Genomic DNA, 17,247 nt, shown 5'->3' with positions numbered 1-17,247 from the left:
GCCTACAAGGCAGGCGGGGGCTGGGACGTGCCATCCCCCTGTACAAGACCACCCTCACCCAAGACGAGCAAGTCCTCGGCAACACTCACCCCCACACCCTGTCCAGCCGCAACAACCTCGCCAGCGCCTACTAGGCAGCCGGGGGCCTGGAACGGGCCATCCCCCTGTACAAGACCACCCTCACCCAGTACGAGCAGGTCCTCGGCAACACCCACCCCCACACCCTGTCAAGCCGCAACAACCTCGCCAGCGCCTACTACACGGCGGGGGACCTGGAACGGGCCATCCCCCTGTACAAGACCACCCTCACCCAGTACGAGCAGGTCCTCGGCAACACCCACCCCCACACCCTGTCAAGCCGCAACAACCTCGCCAGCGCCTACTACACGGCGGGGGACCTGGAACGGGCCATCCCCCTGCTAGAGGCCACCCTCGCCCAATGCGAGCAAGTGCTGGGCGACACCCATCCCGACACCCTGAACAGCCGCAACAACCTCGCCCATGCCTACTACGCGGCGGGGGACCTGGAACGGGCCATCCCTTTGCTAGAGGCCACCCTCACCCAGCGCGAGCACGTCCTCGGCGACACCCACCCCCACACCCTGAACAGCCGCAACAACCTCGCCTACACCCGAAGAGCTGCAGCAGTTGCACAGCAACCAGATACAGCAACCCCAGCAACTGCCCCCGACCATCAGCCCCCCTCAGACACCCCCGAGCAATCGGTATGACCGTCCCCGACCGATCTCTGTAGAGCTACGGACAGATGCTGCTCCTCGGCAAGCCCCCCAGGACCCATCAGCGGTGAGTGTCTAACTGCGTGACAACGCCGACGAACAACGGCGGACAACCGCGGACGTCTGCGGACCATCGCAGCAGGTGAGAGGTACATCGGCTGGAGCTCAGGCACTCGCCGCAGTTGCTTCGGGATGAAGCGGTCGTCGACTAACCGCACGAATCGCAAATGCCTGTCGAAGGCAGTTGGACGAAGCAGCGCTCACAAACGTGGGCAGGCTTTTCAGTGCGCTCGCGCCGACGCTCGACCGCGGCTTGCAGTCTGGGGGCGAGGGCCGGCACACCACCGCTAGGCGGCATGGTCGCCCCAAAGTGGCGGTAGCAAGCCAGGCGTGCGTCGGCAGCGTGATGCTCGCGTTCCAGCTCGTCATCTACCGGTGCCTCTCCGGCGACGGCCAGAACTTCCTTGTAGCCACTGCCCACCTTGCCGTCGTCTGTATGGACCACCAGGGCCGTCAGTGGTGGGTCGCCGCGACGGTGGGCTTCACGCACCACCCGGCCCAAGATCGGACCGATCCAGTTGTGCAGGAGACTCTTGGTCCGGATGCCGGTCCTGCTCTGAATCTCCTCCGCCAACTCCTTGTAAGTGATCACTGCGTGGTAGGTCTGCGCTACGCCTACGAGGATCAAGTACGCCTCTGAGCTCCAGGCTTCGCGTGCTTCCTGGCCCGTCGGCTTATCGGTGCCGACCACAGACTCAGAATCCCCCTGCTTCATCCCCACCCCGTCTTGCTCTTGATCGCTGGCACTCTCTTGCATCCTCCCTTATGGGAGGACGACAGCGCCATGGCTCTGTGCGAGCTCACCGACGTACGCCAACCGGTGCACAGCAGCGTCGGCAGCGAGCGCCCTGATCCCTGCGGTACAGCAGCGAAGTACAGCAACCACGACGACCGTAGCTGTCCGCCAGCACTCTTCAATGGCCAGCTGAACAGCTATCGCGACCTCTGCCCCGAGAGCTCGGGACGAAGTGGTCGTGCCAGATCCGTGCCAGGTCGTGCGGGGAACCACGGGGAATGGCGGGAAACAACGAGCCATCCCGCCACCTCTCACATCAGCTTCGCCGCAGGTCACCGCAGCAACTACCGCCAGGGGACATGAGTCCCAAGCTGAGGGCGCAGGCACCCTTGTCCACGGCGTTGGCCGTCGTGGCTGCTGGTCGGTTGATGCGCAATTCATTGACCTGCGCGACACTGTCCTGGCCAGTCGCAGCCGGGGAGGGATGCGTCGATGAGTATTTTGAGCACTTCGATCACGGCAGTAGTCGCACTGCTTGGCGTGGTTTTGGGGGGCTGGTTATCGATTCACAATCAAGATCGCTTGTCGCGACGTGATCACGCGCGTCAATGGCGAGATATTCGCCTTGCGGCCTACAAAGAATTCGCGGCCGCCTACCGGCAGTATGTGGCGTTCGTACTGGATCCCTCTGCCAACATCACCGCTGTTCCGAATCCACGGTTTCCTGGTGAACTGATGCCTGTCTTCGATCAAGCTGGGCGGCCCTACAAGGAACGACTTGAGACAGCCGCTACAGCTGTTCGCCTTGTGTGTGAATCGCCCGATACATTGCGCGCAACAAACAACGTCGTTTGGAGTGTCCGACAGATCGCCAACACGCGTGCGACGCAATCCGAAGCAGCCCTTCCCTCCGAGACGTTCATAGCGCTGTGGTCGGTCCAACAAGCATTTCTGCTCGCAGCCCGGCAGGAATTAGGCCTCGCTGCAATACAGTTCCCCGGTGAGGAGATCGGATGGCCATCCCTCCGTCAGAGCCACTAGTACAAACGAGTTAGAGCCGGGCTTGAGCGAACACGAACCTGTCCCCGGTGAGTTTCTAACTGCGTGACAACGACGACGCATGGCCGTGAACGACCATAGACGTCAGCGACCATCAGCGCAGGCAAAGGGAGCACCAGCCCAAGGACAGTGACTATCGCGAGTTGCTTCGGGACGAAGCGGTCGTTGACCCCGCCACTCAATACGGCCGGGGAATCGCGTACTCCTGCAGGGCATTCGCGTAGCGCGTCAGCACAGCGTCGAGGCCCGCCAAGAGGACGCCGGCAGCGTCCTGAGCTTCGGCCAGGTCGCCACTCTCGCACGCCTCCACCACTTCAGCCAGATCACTACGAAGAACGTGGAGGGAGTCGCCCTGCATCAGCACTCCTGGCGGCGATGCTAGCGAGCCCGGCCCCGCCCTCCGTCTCAGTTTCCGTCTCATTCAGCGCCGTTCACAGCCGTTCAGGCCGGACGGAAGCCGGTAGCCGCCTCCACGACCGACCGCCCATGAACGCAGGTGAACAGCCCCGTACGCGGCCAAGCGGGGCACCCCCACAGTTGGAAAGCGTGGTGGAGCGGGCCCGCTCGGCCGACTTCACCGGACAACGTCGAACGGCCCCACCGTTCCGCAGTGGGGCCGTTCGACGTTGTCCGGTGAAGTCGGCTTCGGAAGACCTTGCAGCCCAGATATCTAACTCGACCGAGTCGGACGGTGGATCGGATGCGGTCAGACCTCGTTGATGCGCCAGGCAATCATGCCTGTTGCACCCGACTTCCCCTTGACGTCGATCTGGAGTGAGTCCTTGGCGATGAAGCGTTGGAAGACCAGGGTCCCGTCGCAGACCACCGGCTTCTTCGAGGCTGCGGCGGTCGGGGTAAACACGATCTCCGCGTCTCCCTTGCCGGCGCATACCACGGAGACCTTGTACGTGGCGCCTTCGACCAAGTCGGGCTGTGTATGGACTCCCTCGGAGACTCGTTCAACACCGGACTCGACCATCGAACTGCCCTGGTCCGTCACGTCGTCGAGGGCCGACTGGACCTCTTTCGTGAGCTTCTTTTCCGTCTCCGCATCGGTGCTCCGACGGGTAGAGGTCGGTGAGGCGGTGGGTTCGGATGCGGGGTTGTCATCCGATGTACAGGACGTCAGCAGAAGGGTTTGGGCCAGGACGCAGCCCACGAGCCACGCCGGTCGGGGCCTCATGATGAGGTCTCCCAGTACTTCCATCCGGTCTCCTTAGTGGGCAGTGTCGCCGTGCCGCTGTCGATCAGTGTCGCCCTACCGCAGCCGTCCCCCTTACGCCGATACTTCTCCCACTTCACCTTGTAGCCCCACGAACCGTATTGCATGTGACCGTACTTGTTTCTGGTGATGTTGCGCGTATAGGTATGCCCCGTCGAGACCGTGACACTGCCAGCGATCTTGTAACTGATAGAGGACTTGGCCGCCGCGATGACCAGACTGGCTTCGGCTTCAATCGTGCCGGTCACCTCGGCCGAGATGGTCCCCGACTTCTTCACTTCGACCTTGATTGTCCCGCCCGGACCGTCCTTGTACTTGGTGCCGTTCCACCATGACGGCACGTGGTAGTTCTTTTTCTTCTTGATCTCTATCCACGTTTCCGGGCCCGAGCAGATGGGCGGCTGTGTGACGTCTTCGGCTTCGACGTCCTCCCACCCCTCGCGCTCGTTTATCTCGACAGTGTCCGCCTCACCAACGATGTCCTCGTCCACGGCCTGGTCAGAGCCGCTCGTGAAAGACACCGGTGCGTCCTGGTCCGCGCTCGCCGTCCCTACCGTTCCAAGACAGAGCAGCAGGGCCGTGGCCGGCGCAATGGCAGCTCGACGCATGCCGATGCTCATACGTATTCCCCCCTGGTCGCAGATCGCCGTGTGCGGCGACCCGATGTCTCGACACTATGGGCCTGCCATGGCCACCTCAAGCAAATCCCCTTGTTCCTGAGGGTAATTTGAGGGTCACGCTACGTCGGTAGCGGTACGTACGCCGCCGCTCCCGCGTACAGCAGTGGAGTACAGCAACCGCAGCAACTCCCCAGCACCCACCAATGGCCGTAAGGGCCCTTCCGTTAGCCTGTATGACCGTCAGTGACCTGTCTCTGTAGAGCGACAGATCAGATGCTGCTCCTCCGCAAGCACTCCCAGGACGCATCAGCGGTGAGTGTCTAACTGCGTGACAACGCCAACGAACAACGGCGGACAACCGCGGACGTCTGCGGACCGTCGCAGCAGGTGAGAGGTACATCGGGCTGGAGGTCAGGCACTCGCCGCAGTGGCTTCGGGACGAAGCGGTCGCACCGTTAAGGTGCGCGGCATGACCGACGACGCCGCGGCCTGTCCCGAGTGCAGCCAGCCCATGAAGTCTGGTGGCTTCGTCCTCTCCAGGCGGGAGGACGATGGCCGGCGGACCTGCCGGACGTTGTGGAGGTGTAGCGGTCGGCATGTCTGGTGGAACTGGGCCGACCGGCCGGATGAGCCTTTGGAGCCCTGCCCCGTGCCGCAGCTCTTCCGCTGACATCCAACGTTGACATCAACGTCCCCGGACGGCGGTGACACTCAGCACCTACGCGCGGCACCGGTGACTGAGGTGTGCCCCATCCGGGACGAGAGGAGATCGAACTCCTAAAGCGGTGGCTATTCGCCCGCCTTTCGTACGCCGGCTCTCAGACCACTAGGAGTTGCAAGGCCGTTCAGCTGATCCAGATGCCATCGGGTGAGAGTCGGTGAGCAAGGCGGCGGCCCGCAGCGCTTACGGGAGTCGACCAGGATACATCCGCAACCTTGCATCCAAAGTCGGTGGCGAGTGCCTGCACGAGCGTGGCGCCAATGCCGCGGTGCCGGTAGGCGTCTGCTACCCAAATGAGGATGATTCGGGGGCGTAAGGTGGCGTCCTCTATTCCGTACTTGGACCCGTCGGCCAAATCCCAGCGACGGTGCTTGGTAGTGTCGTGAGCTGCCACGTAGCCGATGACACGCCCGTCTACTTTCAACAGGTAAACGCGATAATTGTCCGAAGTAGCCTCGGGCTCGCCCATGTGGGACCACGAGGGGAAATCGTAGTTGTCCTCCCTCTGCGGCATGCGTGCGACCTGATAGGCCAACTTCCGCCACGAAATGGGTGACTGCGTAGTGACCACTACCAAATCACCCCACCAGTCAAGGCCCTTTGGCACCCGGACGCCTAGCGCCCAATTCGCATGATGGACGCGGTGAGCGTTGTCGTCATCCCCCACATCTCGAAGACGCATGCCGCACGGGCAGTGGTCGCCACTCTCTGTTTCCAACTGCTGGAATCGGACCGGGATCGCACCGCGGCTCAGGTCCTCGTCGCTGCCTCCCACCCAAGGTCGGAAGGGTGCATCCTCGGATTCGATGTAACCGGTCCAGCGGTCCACCCACCCCGGATACTGTTCGGGCAACATCTCCCGAATCTGCTTCTGAGCGGCGGACAGTGTGGGGCGAACCCACACGCTGCCAGCCGTCGCCCGACCGTTGAGGCGCAAACCCCGCTTAGTGGCCTCGGCGCGCAGGAACTTCAGGAACACCCCGGGAGGTGGGTCGAAGTCCACTCCGCGGATCAGCTCTCGCTCACCGGGAGACAACCACTCATCAATGGGTAATGCGAGCCGGTCAGCGAGTGCGTGCAGTCCGCTGTAGTCGTGTTTGAGCTCAGCTACGCGCAACGCATCGACCGTAGCCTCTACGTCTCGAAAACGAGCGCACAAGTCGATCCAGCGAGGACCACGCCCGAAGTAGAATGGACCCCGGTAACCGTCATACCGAATGCAGTCCATTGCCGCATCGCGCGCCTTGTCGACTGCCTCGACGTAATCCGCGGGTAGATCTATTTCGTCGCCCCGTGCGGCCACGGCATCGACGTAACTGTCTCGGTCGAGTTGGACAGTGGCGAACCAGCGTGAGGCCCGAACCCGGACCTTCCTGGTGTCCCGACTGCTCGGATCAGCAACAAGGTGGAAAGTCCGCTCGGTCATGCGCTCTGCTCCATGGCTCTAGCCGGATCGTTCAGGCTGATCATTCCTGTCAATGCAAGCCTCGGGAAGAGCGCGGAGCGAGATCTGGGGCAATCCACCAGTACGCGCCCACGCTTACTCGGCGTGAGCGGCTTCTCGGGCGCCCTCCACCGAGGCCCTGACCATCCGCACAACCTCGCCAACGCCGCCCCCCAGAGGGTCGAGCCTTACAGCACGGAAGTACAGCAACTTCAGTTATCGAGGTCCTCGCCGGCGGGCGCACCCGCCCTCATGGCTGACTGTCGTCGGCTGAGGTCCGTGCCACGCCCCTGCCAGATACAGGGGGAGCTGCGGTCGGGTGGCCATTCGCTTCCTCGGCCGGCAAAAGCTGCAGCTCGGTGGCAGATCACCCACGGTCTTGCGTCGTGCGGCACTGCCCTCCCCGCCTGAACCGTTAGTCTCTCTGCGTGGATCCGATCGCCAGCACTGAGACCCGGCGCCAAGCTGCTCTCAGCAAACTAGACCCGAGTACGCAAGCGGTGCTAGGACAGTTCTTCACTCCCATGAAGGCAGCCACGCTGATGGCTTCGATGCTTCGAGTCGACGACCTCAGTGGCACGGTCCGGGTACTCGATCCAGGAGCTGGCACGGGGTCTCTGAGCGCCGCCCTCGTCGATCGACTGCATACCGAGCGCCCCGAGGTTGCGGTCCACGTCGTGGCCGTGGAAACCGACCCCTTCATCACGCCTTACCTGCGCGCCACTCTCGAGGATTGCCAGGCCGCCTACGGTATCTCCTACGACCTGATCGAAGGTGACTACTTGCTTGAAGAAGGCGCCCAATTGGATGGTCCGTTCGATCTCGTGATCGCCAATCCGCCGTATGGGAAGCTTGCCTCAGATTCGCCCACACGGCTTGCAACGGCAGCGCGCGCCGTCGATACCCCAAACGCCTACGTGGCCTTCTGGGCACGGGCAGTCGCTTCACTCAAGAAGGACGGGCAGGGAGTTTTCATCGTTCCCCGCTCATGGGCAAACGGGCCCTATTATCGCCCATTCCGCCGCTGGCTAATGTCGACCGCGAGTCTCGACGTGCTCCACGAATTCGAAAGCCGCACCAAGGTATTTTCAGATACGAAAGTAAAGCAGGAGAACGTCATTGTCGCCTTCACTTTGAGGCATCAAGCTCCCGACGTGATCCTCTCAAAGTCGGTTGCGCACGAGGAGGAGCCCATCCAGCGCTCCGTGCCATTCTCCACGATCGTCCAAGCTGAAGACGATGACAAAATCGTGCACTTCGCCGACGATGTATCGGTACCCCCGGCGGCGAGATTCACTCTGACCGAACTCGGCATCAGCGTCAGCACGGGAAAGGTAGTCGATTTTCGTAACCGTCAATACTTGACTGATAATCTCAACACCCCTGGCGTCACCCCAATGATTTATCAGTCAAACATTCGATCCGGTGGGATCGAATGGCCGCAAACGAACGCGAGAAAACCGCAGGGATTCATTGCCGTCGACGAGGCAGCAATTCGCCAACTCCTCCCTCAAGGTCCGTATGTTGTCGTGAAACGTCAAACTGCGAAGGAGGACCGCCGACGTGTCATTGCTGCGCTCTGGGATGGACCCAGTAAGGTCGCATTCGACAACAAGACGAATTATCTACATGAATCGAATAAGCCGCTTGAGAAGAACCTCGCCCGCGGCCTCATGCTTTGGCTAAACTCGACCGTATTGGATCGATACTTCCGAGCATTCTCGGGCCACACTCAGGTCAATGCGGGCGACCTACGCCGACTCCCATTCCCCTCCCGCGAGGACCTAATTCTTCTCGCCAAGACCGCGCCCGACGGCCTGCCCAACCAGGAGGCGTTGGATGCCGTGGTAGCTGAACTCTTCTCGGAGATGCCAGACTCAACCGCGTGACCACCAGCAACGACATCGACGAGACGGTAGCGACCATCGACACCGCACGGGCGCTGCTAAAAAGCTTCGGGTTCGACGCACAGCGACACAATGTCCGCAGTGCCGTGACGCTGCTCGCGCTTGCCGGCCTGAAGCCTGGAGACCACTGGGCCGACGCGACCACCCCGCGTCTTGGCGTGCAGAAGATAATGGACTGGTCTGGCATACATTGGGCCAAGCCCTACGCCACCGGTAGCCGGGAAGACTTCCGTAAGAAGACCCTGCGTCAGTGGGTTGATAACGGATTTGCAGTTCTCAACCCGGATAACTTGAATATCGCCACAAACTCGCAACTGAACGAGTACTGCCTATCCGACGAGGCGGTTCAAGCAGTCCAGGCGTATGGCACGGACGCTTTCGAGAACGCTCTTACGGATTTTCTTGATCAAGCGTCGGAGGCAGTTAGAGCGCGGGCGGAAGCCCTGCACGCCGCTATGATCTCTGTGGATCTTCCTGACGGGGATGAGTTCCTACTCTCTCCCGCTGGGCAGAATCCACTGCTTAAGAAAATGGTCGAGGAGTTTGTGCCGCGCTTTGCGCCCGGTGCAAAGGTGCTCTACCTCGGAGACACTCGAGGGAAGCACACTCGCTTCGAGAAAGGGATTTTCGAGCGGACGCTTGGGCTGACTTTCGATCCTCACGGACGAATGCCGGACCTCGTCCTTCACGACGAAGTACGGAAGTGGCTCTTCCTTATGGAGGCCGTGAAAAGCAAGGGTCCGTTCGATGACGAGCGCCACCGTACCCTACGAGAACTGTTTGCGACACCTGTCGCGGGACTTGTTTTCGTGAATTGCTTCGAGAACCGTGAGGCGATGCGCCAGTGGCTCCCTGAGCTCGCTTGGGAGACTGAGGCATGGGTGGCGGACGATCCTGATCATCTTATTCACCTAAACGGCTCACGCTTCCTAGGCCCTTACGAGCGCTAGCCTCGACTTTTGCGACCGGTCCGTCGGTTCCTCGGCGGACTGCTTCGTCGTTCGAGTTTCTTTGCGAGCAGGTGGCCAGCCTGAGGCGTCGGGGTGAGCGCCGGGTTCCACAGCCTCGGTTCGGGGTATTGCCGTTCGCAGGGGCGCGACCGTGTTGGTCAACCTAGGTTGGGACTGCGTAAAACCGCACCAGGGCGTCGGTGAGCAAGTCGGTCCAGCGACAATGGGATGCGGATCTTAAGGCGGTGGTCCGACTCCCGTGGACTACCTGTGGACGGCTCCTAGACAATTGAGCATCCGCAAGGCCCCGACCAGCGGCGTTGCCTCAAGCTCATGCGGCCTCCGGAGCCGTGTGCGCAGGTTCGAATCCTGCCGAGGGCACCAGTCATAAGGCCCCGGACCATCATGGTCTGGGGCCTTCGGCATCCGCTTCTGCCGTCGTTAATACCGGCCTGGGGTCCCGCTCCACCTCGGTCTGTAGCCACCCAGCGCTTGTTGAGCAAGGTGCGTCATCTGCGGTACGGCCGCTCGGGCGCCGCTTCACGTGATGCGCGCATCCTCACCGTAGACTCGCTGGGCGATCGGGCGCAGCAAAGGCACCGCCTCCTTGGCGAGGCGGAAGCCGCTCGCCGAAACCGCATCGAATGCGGGATCGTAGACCGCTACCAACAACGTGTCGGCGTCCCCGGTTGCAATGCCCTGCTCTTGGAGTCTCTTGGCCGCGGTCTTCACCGGCCGTGTGAATCCGCGCAGCATGCGCGTCTCGTCGTATCCGCCGATCTCGTACACGGTGGCGCGACTGACGAATCCCTCGTTCTGTGCCGCATCCAACATGGCGTACGCCTGCACACTCGCCTGTCCGAGCAGAAGATCCACAAGCGCTTCGAGTGCCTCGGAGGTCCACTCGTCCTTGCCGCTGGATTCCGCTGTCTGCAGTTGCTCCAGGTCAAGAACCGACGATGTCTCCACCTCAAGCTCCAGTACCTGTTGAGCCTGTTCGAGCAGCCCACTGGGTTGCAGCATGAAGAGTCGACGCCCGGTCCGACGCACCATCTCCCGGACAAGTTCGGGACGGGGACGCGCAGGGATGACCCCATTCCTCTGCTTCCACCAGTCCTCTTTACTGTCCCCGGTCACGAACAGCACATCGGATCCAACGCGCTCGGCTTCCTTCAGAGTCTGTTCCCAGACGAGATAGTCTCCGGCTGCCTGCTCAGCGGGTTTGCTCTTGAAGTCTTCGTAACCCGGCGGCACTTCGGCCTGACCTCGGCGGTTCGCCTCCTGCAACGCCTCCGCGTACTCCTGCTCAGCGAGGGGCGGACCGATTCGCCCCTCAAGGATGGGCTCCAGCCGGGCCAGTACCGGATCAGCATTCGTATCGGTTGCGTCGGCGATCACGTCCTTGTCTGCTTGGCGTTCAATCAAGGACTGAAGCGCGAGCAACACTTCGTCAAGTTGCTCTCGGTGGTCTGCGATCGCGCTGTTGATCTCGGCGTCGTCACCGACGTGAACCTGCTTCAGCCATCGGTCGAGTGCATCACTGGCAGACCGTCCAGCCTTGGCCAACGCCTCGCCGGCCTCCCTGGCACGAGCGCGGTGGTGGCCAAGAACGGAGGTTTGTTCGCGGTTGCGCCAGAACTCGGCAAGCACCTGATGCGGCACCCAAAGACGCTCACGCAACCTGTCCAGGACAGTCAGCAGGTCTTCCCGTGTCCGCTGATTCGACCGGTACAAGGTCAACAGCACGTTGGTATCGACGACGACCAGCCCGAAGCTGAACAACCGCTGGTAGTCCTCCACGGAAGGTGTTCGATACTCGTCGAACCCGTCGAACATGCCCCTTGGCATCGGCGAACCTCCCTCGGCCAGCGGGCTTGCCTCTGTCCCTGCCATCGCGGTCGCCCTTCCTCGGACCGATGAAAGAGTCCGACTCGACGCCGATCCTTCCGGACAGACGTCACTCGTGTCCTGGGTATCGTGGATCACGTGTTGGTCTTCGTCTGTGGTGCGCAACCGAGCTGTCTGGTCACCGATCCAACCATGGCCCACTACCTCAAACGGCCGAGCAACGCCTCTGCACCACAAGCGCACCAGATAGAGCGGGGAATAGCGGGGCGTCACGGTGAGAGCAGGCGAGCCCGAGGAGGCCACGGCACGGCCGTTCGCCCGGGTCGACGCGCCAACGAGCCTCAGAAAGACCGTATCTTCCCAAGCTCAGGGCTCCGGTCACCGAATACACGGTGGCCACCGAATACGTCGTTCTGTACCTTGCCCTCATGACCGACAGCCGAAAGGGCAATGCCGCGTAGGCGCCCCTCATCCCTGCGGGGTGACCGTCCTACCCGCCGGCCGAGGCAGCGACGGTACCCGTTCATTGACCGCCTCTCAGGATCTTGCACAGCTGACCTGCGCCGACTTGAGCGGACCCGCTTCTGGCCCGAAGTCACGGAAGAAGCGTTCTGGCGCTGGAAGGCCCTGGCTCACGGCCCTCTCAGTCAACTTGCGGACCCACTCGTAGGTCCTGACTGCGGCATCCTCGAGTGCGGGTGCTACGGGGTCGATTTCCGTGGCCACCTCGAAGCCGTGCTTCACGCCCTGCCGAGGAAGAGCGCGCGTGAGCTACGCGCCCTCGTATGGGCCCTCGACAGGAAGATCCTGGCTAGAGCCAAGGTGATCCCGGCTGACAGCCTGGACGTGCCATGGTGGCGAGGTCAGCTCTAGGACCATGGGCGGCCGTCTCAGTTTCCGTCTCGTTCAGCAGCGTTCGCGGCCGGTCAGGCGGGACCTGTAGCGCTCGCAGCGCCAGCGACCAACCGCCCATGAACGCTGGTGAACGCCCCTGCATGTACGCCGACGCCCTACCAACACAGTTGGAAAGCGTGCGTCCGCCCCCGCGAGAAGGGGGCGCGCGGCCGGCGCTGGCAGGTCACCTCGTGGCCATCGACGAAGCCCGGCCGTCGGTTAGGTCCCGGACGAGTGTCCGAGCCGCCCCCAGACAGGCCGGGGATGAAGCCATCCCTTCAGGGCTGGAACCCCCGGAAGCCGACCGCGCGCTTGAGACCATAGACGCAAGCACTGACAACGCACCCGTCGGCGATCGACCGTTGAGCGGGTGAGTGTCTAACTGAGTGACAACGCAGACGCACAACGGCGGACGCCCACGAACGTCTGCGGACCATCAGAGCAGGCCAGAGGCCCACCGGCTCAAGTCCCAGCCTCCGCCCAAGTGGCGTCGGGACGAAGAGGTCACCGCGCAAGGCGCCACCCATGTGCTTCTCGCCGGCGGGGCTTGCTCTGGCCGATGGCCGGACTTCGTCTGCTGAGCCCCTACCAGAGTGCCGCGAGGCTGCTGCCCTTACTCAGCGTGCACGATAGCCATTGAGTGTCTTCCCTGCGCCGCTGGCCGACTTCAGGTACTCGTTCTCCGCAATCAACTCCGCTACTTGTACTACCAGGCCGGCGGCCAGAGACTGAAGTGTCTTGTACTTCCAGGCGAAGGCCAAAGTGGTGCCGGTTAGAAGGCCAACGCTGATCCCAGCGGCCACCCTGCCTTTGTTGGACTTGCCTTCGGTCGACCCAGCCGAGACGTGCTCGGTCTGGGTCGAGTGCTGGTGAAGATCATCGAGATCGTCACTCCCATAGGAGCACAACCCGCATCGGTAATTTGTCACCGGTCAATCCTCCCCCCTCGGGGAGATGATGTTGCCACAGCTCGTGCGCCTCCGGCAGCCGCTTGGCCAGCGGATCCTGGTTCGGGACGAGATCCGCTCGAAGCTTCCCTGACGGAACGGCCCACCTCAGCCCGAGAGCATGAGGGGGAACGAATGCATATCAGGGTTATCCACCCTGGCACCATCAAGCCGTAAGCATTCACCGTCAAGCTTTAGTGAATGCATCACGGAGGATCACTCGACAAGGTGCGCAAAGGGTATCAAATCGGGCAATATGCTCCACTGGCGGAATCACCCGATCGAGTGAGGTAACTGCATAATCGTGCGGTCTGGGGGCAGCTAAGTAACCCTGGTCCAGGCCCATCGTTAGCACCACGTCGGATCGGGCGCAGTGAAAGCTTCTGCGCCTAGCCCATTAAGTCAGGCGCAGAAGCTCAAGAGGGAGAGGTGCAAGTCGTGGAGATTTACGACACGACGACGCGAACCTTCTCGGAGACGATGACCAGCGTGTTCAGCACCCCGACGGTAGCCGCAGCATGCCAAGCACCCTGCATCCAAGTTTCATGCTGGGTAAGCATCAGGGTTAGGTCAACGCCGCCGCCGACCAACAGGGACAATGCCCTCTGAAAAATCTTACCCTTCTCCACAAGAATCGCCAGTTGATCGTTACTCGATGGTGAAGCAGCGATTTGCGGAGAGGGCGCAACAGAAGAGTCTTCAGCGGCGTGGTCACGAGCGGGCAAGATCACTCCAATAGATGTGGGCCGACACAGGGCCCTCGCGACCGATCGTTTGCGAATAGTCGTCGATCGCGAGGGGGTCGCGCTCGCTGGTGAGGTAGCGATACCTCATTGGAGGGCGAGGGGGTGGAGCCCCTCGCCCTCCTTATGTCACGCGTCCGCCTCCACAACGACGTCGGGAGGCACACGGTTACGGATCTCCTGGGTCACAAATGTCCAACGCCATGAGCCACTGTCCGTAGGTCGGTATTGCAAGCTGACTCGTATGATCATCGGTCACGCAATGGGCAACCGGGTGGATCTGTGATGCGGTACCGCAACTGAGTACCGCAACGCCAGCAACCGTCAGCACCCACCGCCGGCTCCCACGGCCCTTCCCGCAACCTGTATGACCTCCAATGACCGATCTCTCCAGAGCTACGGATCAGAAAGTCCACGTGCCCGATCCAGCGGGAAGCCACGCAGTGAAACCACGGTGTAAGCCAGACATCGCACATGACAGCGGCCCCTGACCGTATGACCTGGTCAGGGGCCGTTTCATCTGTGCTGTCTCGAAGTTTTCGGACTGTGATCAAGCAATCATTCGTCTTCAGAGTCCCCTGGTAGTGCCAGGCGCTCCCCACGGCTCGTCGCCACACGGATCACGTCTCGCAGGGCGCCCGCCAGCTGGCCCGCGAGGAGGCTCAGCTTGTGCACGTTCATGGGCGTGCCGTCGGGAACCTGACGCGCTTCCTCCAGGAGCTCCCTCGCCATGCCCAGCTGGACCGACTCGATATGGTCCGCCAGACGCGACATGTAGCCCTCGGGGTCGTCGGTGCTCAGGTAGCACGGCTTGCCGTCCGGTCCAGCCCAGGGCAGGAGCCTGAGCCCCCTCTGTGCCGTCATGCCTGCGTGCCTCTCGGTCGCCTTGATGGGAAGCGCCGGCATGTCACTTGACGCTGCATGACACTGGCAGTCGCAGGTCTCGTAGATCAACGGCACGCCGGTCGGCGCCGCAGCCGGAGAGCATTCGGTGCAGTCGCGGTGCGTCCCGATCCGGCATGCAGCCGACCTGTAGGCGACGTTCGGGCTGCGCGGCTGTTCCTGCGAGGACATCAGCCAACCCCCCAGAGGACCGGGTGCCTCTCGGCCAGCACTTGGCGCCCCGCAGCAACCGGTACCGGATGCTGCACCCGCTGCTCCCACGCCAGGATGTACGGGCGGACGAGGGCAACCTCTCCACCCCTCAGCGAGCGGCGGTACCTCGCCCGCTCCAGGGCATGCCCCAAGGCCACCGCCTGCTTCTCAAGAGGCGCCGAGGGGGCACGACGGGCCGGTGAACAGGCGCGAGTTAAGGGGCGGCGGTGCCGGCCCTTTGGTGAACGCCGCCCCCTGGCAAGGGAGACGGCGCGGCGGATACGGTTGAGCACGCTGAATCAGCTCCTATCGCTGACGGCCAGGTCCCCCGACATCGCCCGTCGCGGGGACCTCTTTCTTCACCACCGCCGCCCAGAGAGTGCGGCCGTTCACGCTGGCGGCGAGGAGCCCGAACCGGTCCGCCTCGGCCACCGCTTCCAGGACCTCCCTCCACGACTCGGTGGAGAGCGAATCCGGTAACTCCGCCTCGACCGACGTGCGGTCGGCGTGCTCCTCCACGCGCACGGAGAGTCCGACGGCGGACAGCCGGGCGGCGATGACCGCCGCTTTCGATCCCGAAGCGGGCACAGGCAGCCTCCGTCACCAGCGATCACTTTCAGTGAAGCTAGTTAACTAGATTAGAGCTAGTGGACTAGATTTTCCACATGCCTGAGCAGCCGCCCTATCTCCGCATCGCCGACGAGCTACGACGGCGGATCGCCGAGCGGGTCTGGGAACCGGGAGACCGTCTGCCGTCGCGGGCCCAGATCGGCCACGAGTGCGGTGTGGGCGAGAACGTCGTCCGCCGGGCGCAAGAGTTGCTGATCTCCCAGGGCGTGCTGGAGGGCCGGGCCGGATCCGGCACCTACGTCGCCGAGCCCCGCCAACGCGTCCGTGTCGTACGGTCCTCCGCGCGCGAGGACTCCCAAGAGTCGCCGTTCCGCGCCGACATGAGAGGTCTCGGCAAGCAAGGCGACTGGGAGAGCCGGACCGACGCCAAGGTGCCCGCCCCGGCGGACATCGCCGCGCGGCTTGGTATCGGCGAGGGCGATCTGTGCGTCCGCACCGCGTACGAATTCCTCGCCGACGGCCGGCCCGTGCAGCTCTCCACGAGCTGGGAACCCTACGACCTCACCGCCGGTACCCTCGTCGTCCTTCCCGAGGGCGGGCCCCACGCCGGGGCAGGCGTCGTCAACCGCATGGCCGCCATCGGCGTCACCGTCAGCCACGCCGTCGAGCAGCCCGAGCCCCGCCAAGCCACCGCCGAGGAAGCCTCCCTCCTAGACGAGTCATTCCGAATGCTGACGGTGTGTCCGGGAACGCAGACAGGGCGTCCAAGATCGTTGTGTGACGAACAACCTAGACGCCCTGCTGACCGCACTGTACGTGAAGATCGACGACGAGATCGGAGGTACCCGATGGCTTGGCCGACCGCCGCAGCTGACGGATTCCGAGCTGGTCACCCTCGCCGTCGCGCAGGCTCTGCTGGGCTTCGCCTCGGAGTCGCGCTGGCTGCGGTTCGTGGACTCCAGGCTGGGGGCGATGTTCCCGTACGTTCCCAGGCAGCCGGGCTGGAACAAGCGGCTGCGTGCAGCGTTGCCGCTGGTCAAGAGGGCAATACGGTTACTGGCCGTCGATACGGACTTCTGGTTCGACAACCACTGGATCATCGACTCCACGCCGGTTGAGTGCGGCCGTTCGCGTCCGACGGTGAAGCGGTCGGACTTGGCCGGCTGGGCCGGATACGGGTACTGCGCCTCGCACTCCCGGTTCTTCTGGGGCCTGCGCCTGTTCCTGGTGTGCACCCCGACCGGGATGCCAGTCCTGTGGGCACTGGCGAACCCGAAGCTGGACGAGCGGGAGGTGCTGTCGGCGATGCTGGACCGCGAACCGCATCTGGCCACGGACCGGCCGGGCCTGCTGGTCATCGCGGACAAGGGCTTCGCCTCCAAGGAGTTCGAGGCCGATCTGGCCTTCCGGGGCGCGGAGTTGCTGCGGCCTTCGTTCAAGCGCGAGAAGAAGCGCAAGGGCGAGAGCCTCCTGAAGTCGGTGCGGCAGCTGATCGAGTCGGTCAACGACACCCTCAAAGGCCAGCTCGACCTGGAACAGCACGGTGGCCGGACCTTCGAAGGCGTCGCCGTCCGCGTCGCCCAACGCATCCTCGCGATGGCCGCCGCGATCTGGCACAACCACAAGACCGGCCAGCCCGTCATCCGATCCTTGATCGCTTATGACCACTGATCACATCGGAATGACTCGTCTAG

Annotated in this window: 15 protein-coding genes and 1 pseudogene; 6 read left to right on the top strand and 10 right to left on the bottom strand. The window is 63.0% G+C overall.

Annotated features, from left to right (window positions below; all coding sequences use genetic code 11):
- Positions 1-146: 146 nt before the first annotated feature.
- Entirely contained in the window at positions 147-731 is a 585-nt protein-coding gene (locus tag AOK23_RS44575; protein WP_338056437.1) for a tetratricopeptide repeat protein, read from the top strand.
- 214 nt (positions 732-945) lie between these two features.
- On the opposite strand, the gene AOK23_RS44570 is transcribed toward AOK23_RS44575, so the two are convergent.
- A complete protein-coding gene (locus AOK23_RS44570) occupies positions 946-1,488 on the bottom strand; it encodes a hypothetical protein (RefSeq protein WP_107102738.1) in 543 nt (180 codons plus the stop codon).
- Positions 1,489-2,025: 537 nt separating this feature from the next.
- Here AOK23_RS44570 and AOK23_RS47725 point away from each other — a divergent pair.
- Complete coding sequence (locus AOK23_RS47725; RefSeq protein WP_157877960.1) at positions 2,026-2,574, top strand: hypothetical protein; 549 nt, start codon at positions 2,026-2,028, stop codon at positions 2,572-2,574.
- Positions 2,575-2,770: 196 nt separating this feature from the next.
- On the opposite strand, the gene AOK23_RS06580 is transcribed toward AOK23_RS47725, so the two are convergent.
- The 4 genes from AOK23_RS06580 to AOK23_RS06560 all read right to left on the bottom strand — a co-directional run bounded on the left by AOK23_RS06580 (position 2,771) and on the right by AOK23_RS06560 (position 6,581).
- Positions 2,771-2,950: a DUF6959 family protein gene (locus tag AOK23_RS06580; protein ID WP_240496286.1), complete on the bottom strand. Its 180-nt coding sequence runs from the start codon at positions 2,948-2,950 to the stop codon at positions 2,771-2,773.
- A gap of 348 nt (positions 2,951-3,298) precedes the next feature.
- Positions 3,299-3,799, bottom strand: coding sequence for a hypothetical protein (locus AOK23_RS44565; protein ID WP_157877959.1), 501 nt, complete (start codon positions 3,797-3,799; stop codon positions 3,299-3,301).
- On the bottom strand, positions 3,772-4,434 hold the full coding sequence (locus AOK23_RS06570) for a hypothetical protein (protein ID WP_240496285.1): 663 nt from the start codon (positions 4,432-4,434) through the stop codon (positions 3,772-3,774). The genes AOK23_RS44565 and AOK23_RS06570 overlap by 28 nt, the downstream gene beginning before the upstream one ends.
- Positions 4,435-5,279: 845 nt before the next feature.
- Complete coding sequence (locus AOK23_RS06560; protein WP_055711797.1) at positions 5,280-6,581, bottom strand: GNAT family N-acetyltransferase; 1,302 nt, start codon at positions 6,579-6,581, stop codon at positions 5,280-5,282.
- 446 nt (positions 6,582-7,027) lie between these two features.
- On the opposite strand from AOK23_RS06560, the gene AOK23_RS44560 reads away from it, so the two are divergent.
- Together AOK23_RS44560 and AOK23_RS06550 are read left to right on the top strand one after the other, a co-directional pair.
- Positions 7,028-8,488, top strand: a complete 1,461-nt coding sequence (locus tag AOK23_RS44560; RefSeq protein WP_157877958.1) for an Eco57I restriction-modification methylase domain-containing protein — start codon at positions 7,028-7,030, stop codon at positions 8,486-8,488.
- Positions 8,485-9,456 (top strand): BsuBI/PstI family type II restriction endonuclease, encoded by a 972-nt coding sequence (locus AOK23_RS06550; RefSeq protein ID WP_055711795.1) that lies wholly within the window; start codon positions 8,485-8,487, stop codon positions 9,454-9,456. Before AOK23_RS44560 ends, AOK23_RS06550 begins: the two co-directional genes overlap by 4 nt.
- Positions 9,457-9,996: 540 nt before the next feature.
- On the opposite strand, the gene AOK23_RS06545 is transcribed toward AOK23_RS06550, so the two are convergent.
- The 5 genes from AOK23_RS06545 to AOK23_RS06525 all read right to left on the bottom strand — a co-directional run bounded on the left by AOK23_RS06545 (position 9,997) and on the right by AOK23_RS06525 (position 15,571).
- On the bottom strand, positions 9,997-11,292 hold the full coding sequence (locus tag AOK23_RS06545) for a PIN-like domain-containing protein (protein WP_157877957.1): 1,296 nt from the start codon (positions 11,290-11,292) through the stop codon (positions 9,997-9,999).
- Between the two features lie 1,523 nt (positions 11,293-12,815).
- A complete protein-coding gene (locus AOK23_RS47720) occupies positions 12,816-13,127 on the bottom strand; it encodes a hypothetical protein (protein WP_157877956.1) in 312 nt (103 codons plus the stop codon).
- Positions 13,128-13,591: 464 nt separating this feature from the next.
- Positions 13,592-13,870 (bottom strand): hypothetical protein, encoded by a 279-nt coding sequence (locus tag AOK23_RS06540; protein ID WP_157877955.1) that lies wholly within the window; start codon positions 13,868-13,870, stop codon positions 13,592-13,594.
- A gap of 576 nt (positions 13,871-14,446) precedes the next feature.
- The gene (locus AOK23_RS06535) at positions 14,447-14,752 is read right to left on the bottom strand and encodes a hypothetical protein (protein WP_055711802.1); all 306 of its coding nucleotides are present in this window, start codon (positions 14,750-14,752) and stop codon (positions 14,447-14,449) included.
- A 537-nt stretch (positions 14,753-15,289) separates the two neighbouring features.
- Positions 15,290-15,571, bottom strand: coding sequence for a hypothetical protein (locus AOK23_RS06525; RefSeq protein WP_055711791.1), 282 nt, complete (start codon positions 15,569-15,571; stop codon positions 15,290-15,292).
- Positions 15,572-15,648: 77 nt separating this feature from the next.
- Here AOK23_RS06525 and AOK23_RS44555 point away from each other — a divergent pair.
- Both AOK23_RS44555 and AOK23_RS06515 read left to right on the top strand, forming a co-directional pair.
- Positions 15,649-16,266, top strand: a pseudogene (locus tag AOK23_RS44555) (GntR family transcriptional regulator); the annotation flags it as partial.
- A gap of 64 nt (positions 16,267-16,330) precedes the next feature.
- Positions 16,331-17,224 carry an IS982 family transposase gene (locus tag AOK23_RS06515; protein ID WP_055711789.1) on the top strand — a complete coding sequence of 298 codons (894 nt, stop codon included), beginning with the start codon at positions 16,331-16,333 and terminating at the stop codon, positions 17,222-17,224.
- Positions 17,225-17,247: the final 23 nt, after the last annotated feature.

The organism is Streptomyces torulosus (assembly GCF_001419765.1).
In the GTDB taxonomy this organism is placed as follows: Bacteria; Actinomycetota; Actinomycetes; order Streptomycetales; family Streptomycetaceae; genus Streptomyces; species Streptomyces torulosus.
This window is presented reverse-complemented; position numbering and strand designations above follow the sequence as displayed.

Bases quoted from the DNA above. Each gene is read 5' to 3' on its own strand.
- AOK23_RS06570 (WP_240496285.1), bottom strand. From the start codon at position 4,434: ATGAGCATCGGCATGCGTCGAGCTGCCATTGCGCCGGCCACGGCCCTG.
- AOK23_RS06535 (WP_055711802.1), bottom strand. From the start codon at position 14,752: ATGACGGCACAGAGGGGGCTCAGGCTCCTGCCCTGGGCTGGACCGGAC.
- AOK23_RS06560 (WP_055711797.1), bottom strand. From the start codon at position 6,581: ATGACCGAGCGGACTTTCCACCTTGTTGCTGATCCGAGCAGTCGGGAC.
- AOK23_RS06545 (WP_157877957.1), bottom strand. From the start codon at position 11,292: ATGTTCGACGGGTTCGACGAGTATCGAACACCTTCCGTGGAGGACTAC.
- AOK23_RS06580 (WP_240496286.1), bottom strand. From the start codon at position 2,950: ATGCAGGGCGACTCCCTCCACGTTCTTCGTAGTGATCTGGCTGAAGTG.
- AOK23_RS47725 (WP_157877960.1), top strand. From the start codon at position 2,026: ATGAGTATTTTGAGCACTTCGATCACGGCAGTAGTCGCACTGCTTGGC.
- AOK23_RS44565 (WP_157877959.1), bottom strand. From the start codon at position 3,799: ATGGAAGTACTGGGAGACCTCATCATGAGGCCCCGACCGGCGTGGCTC.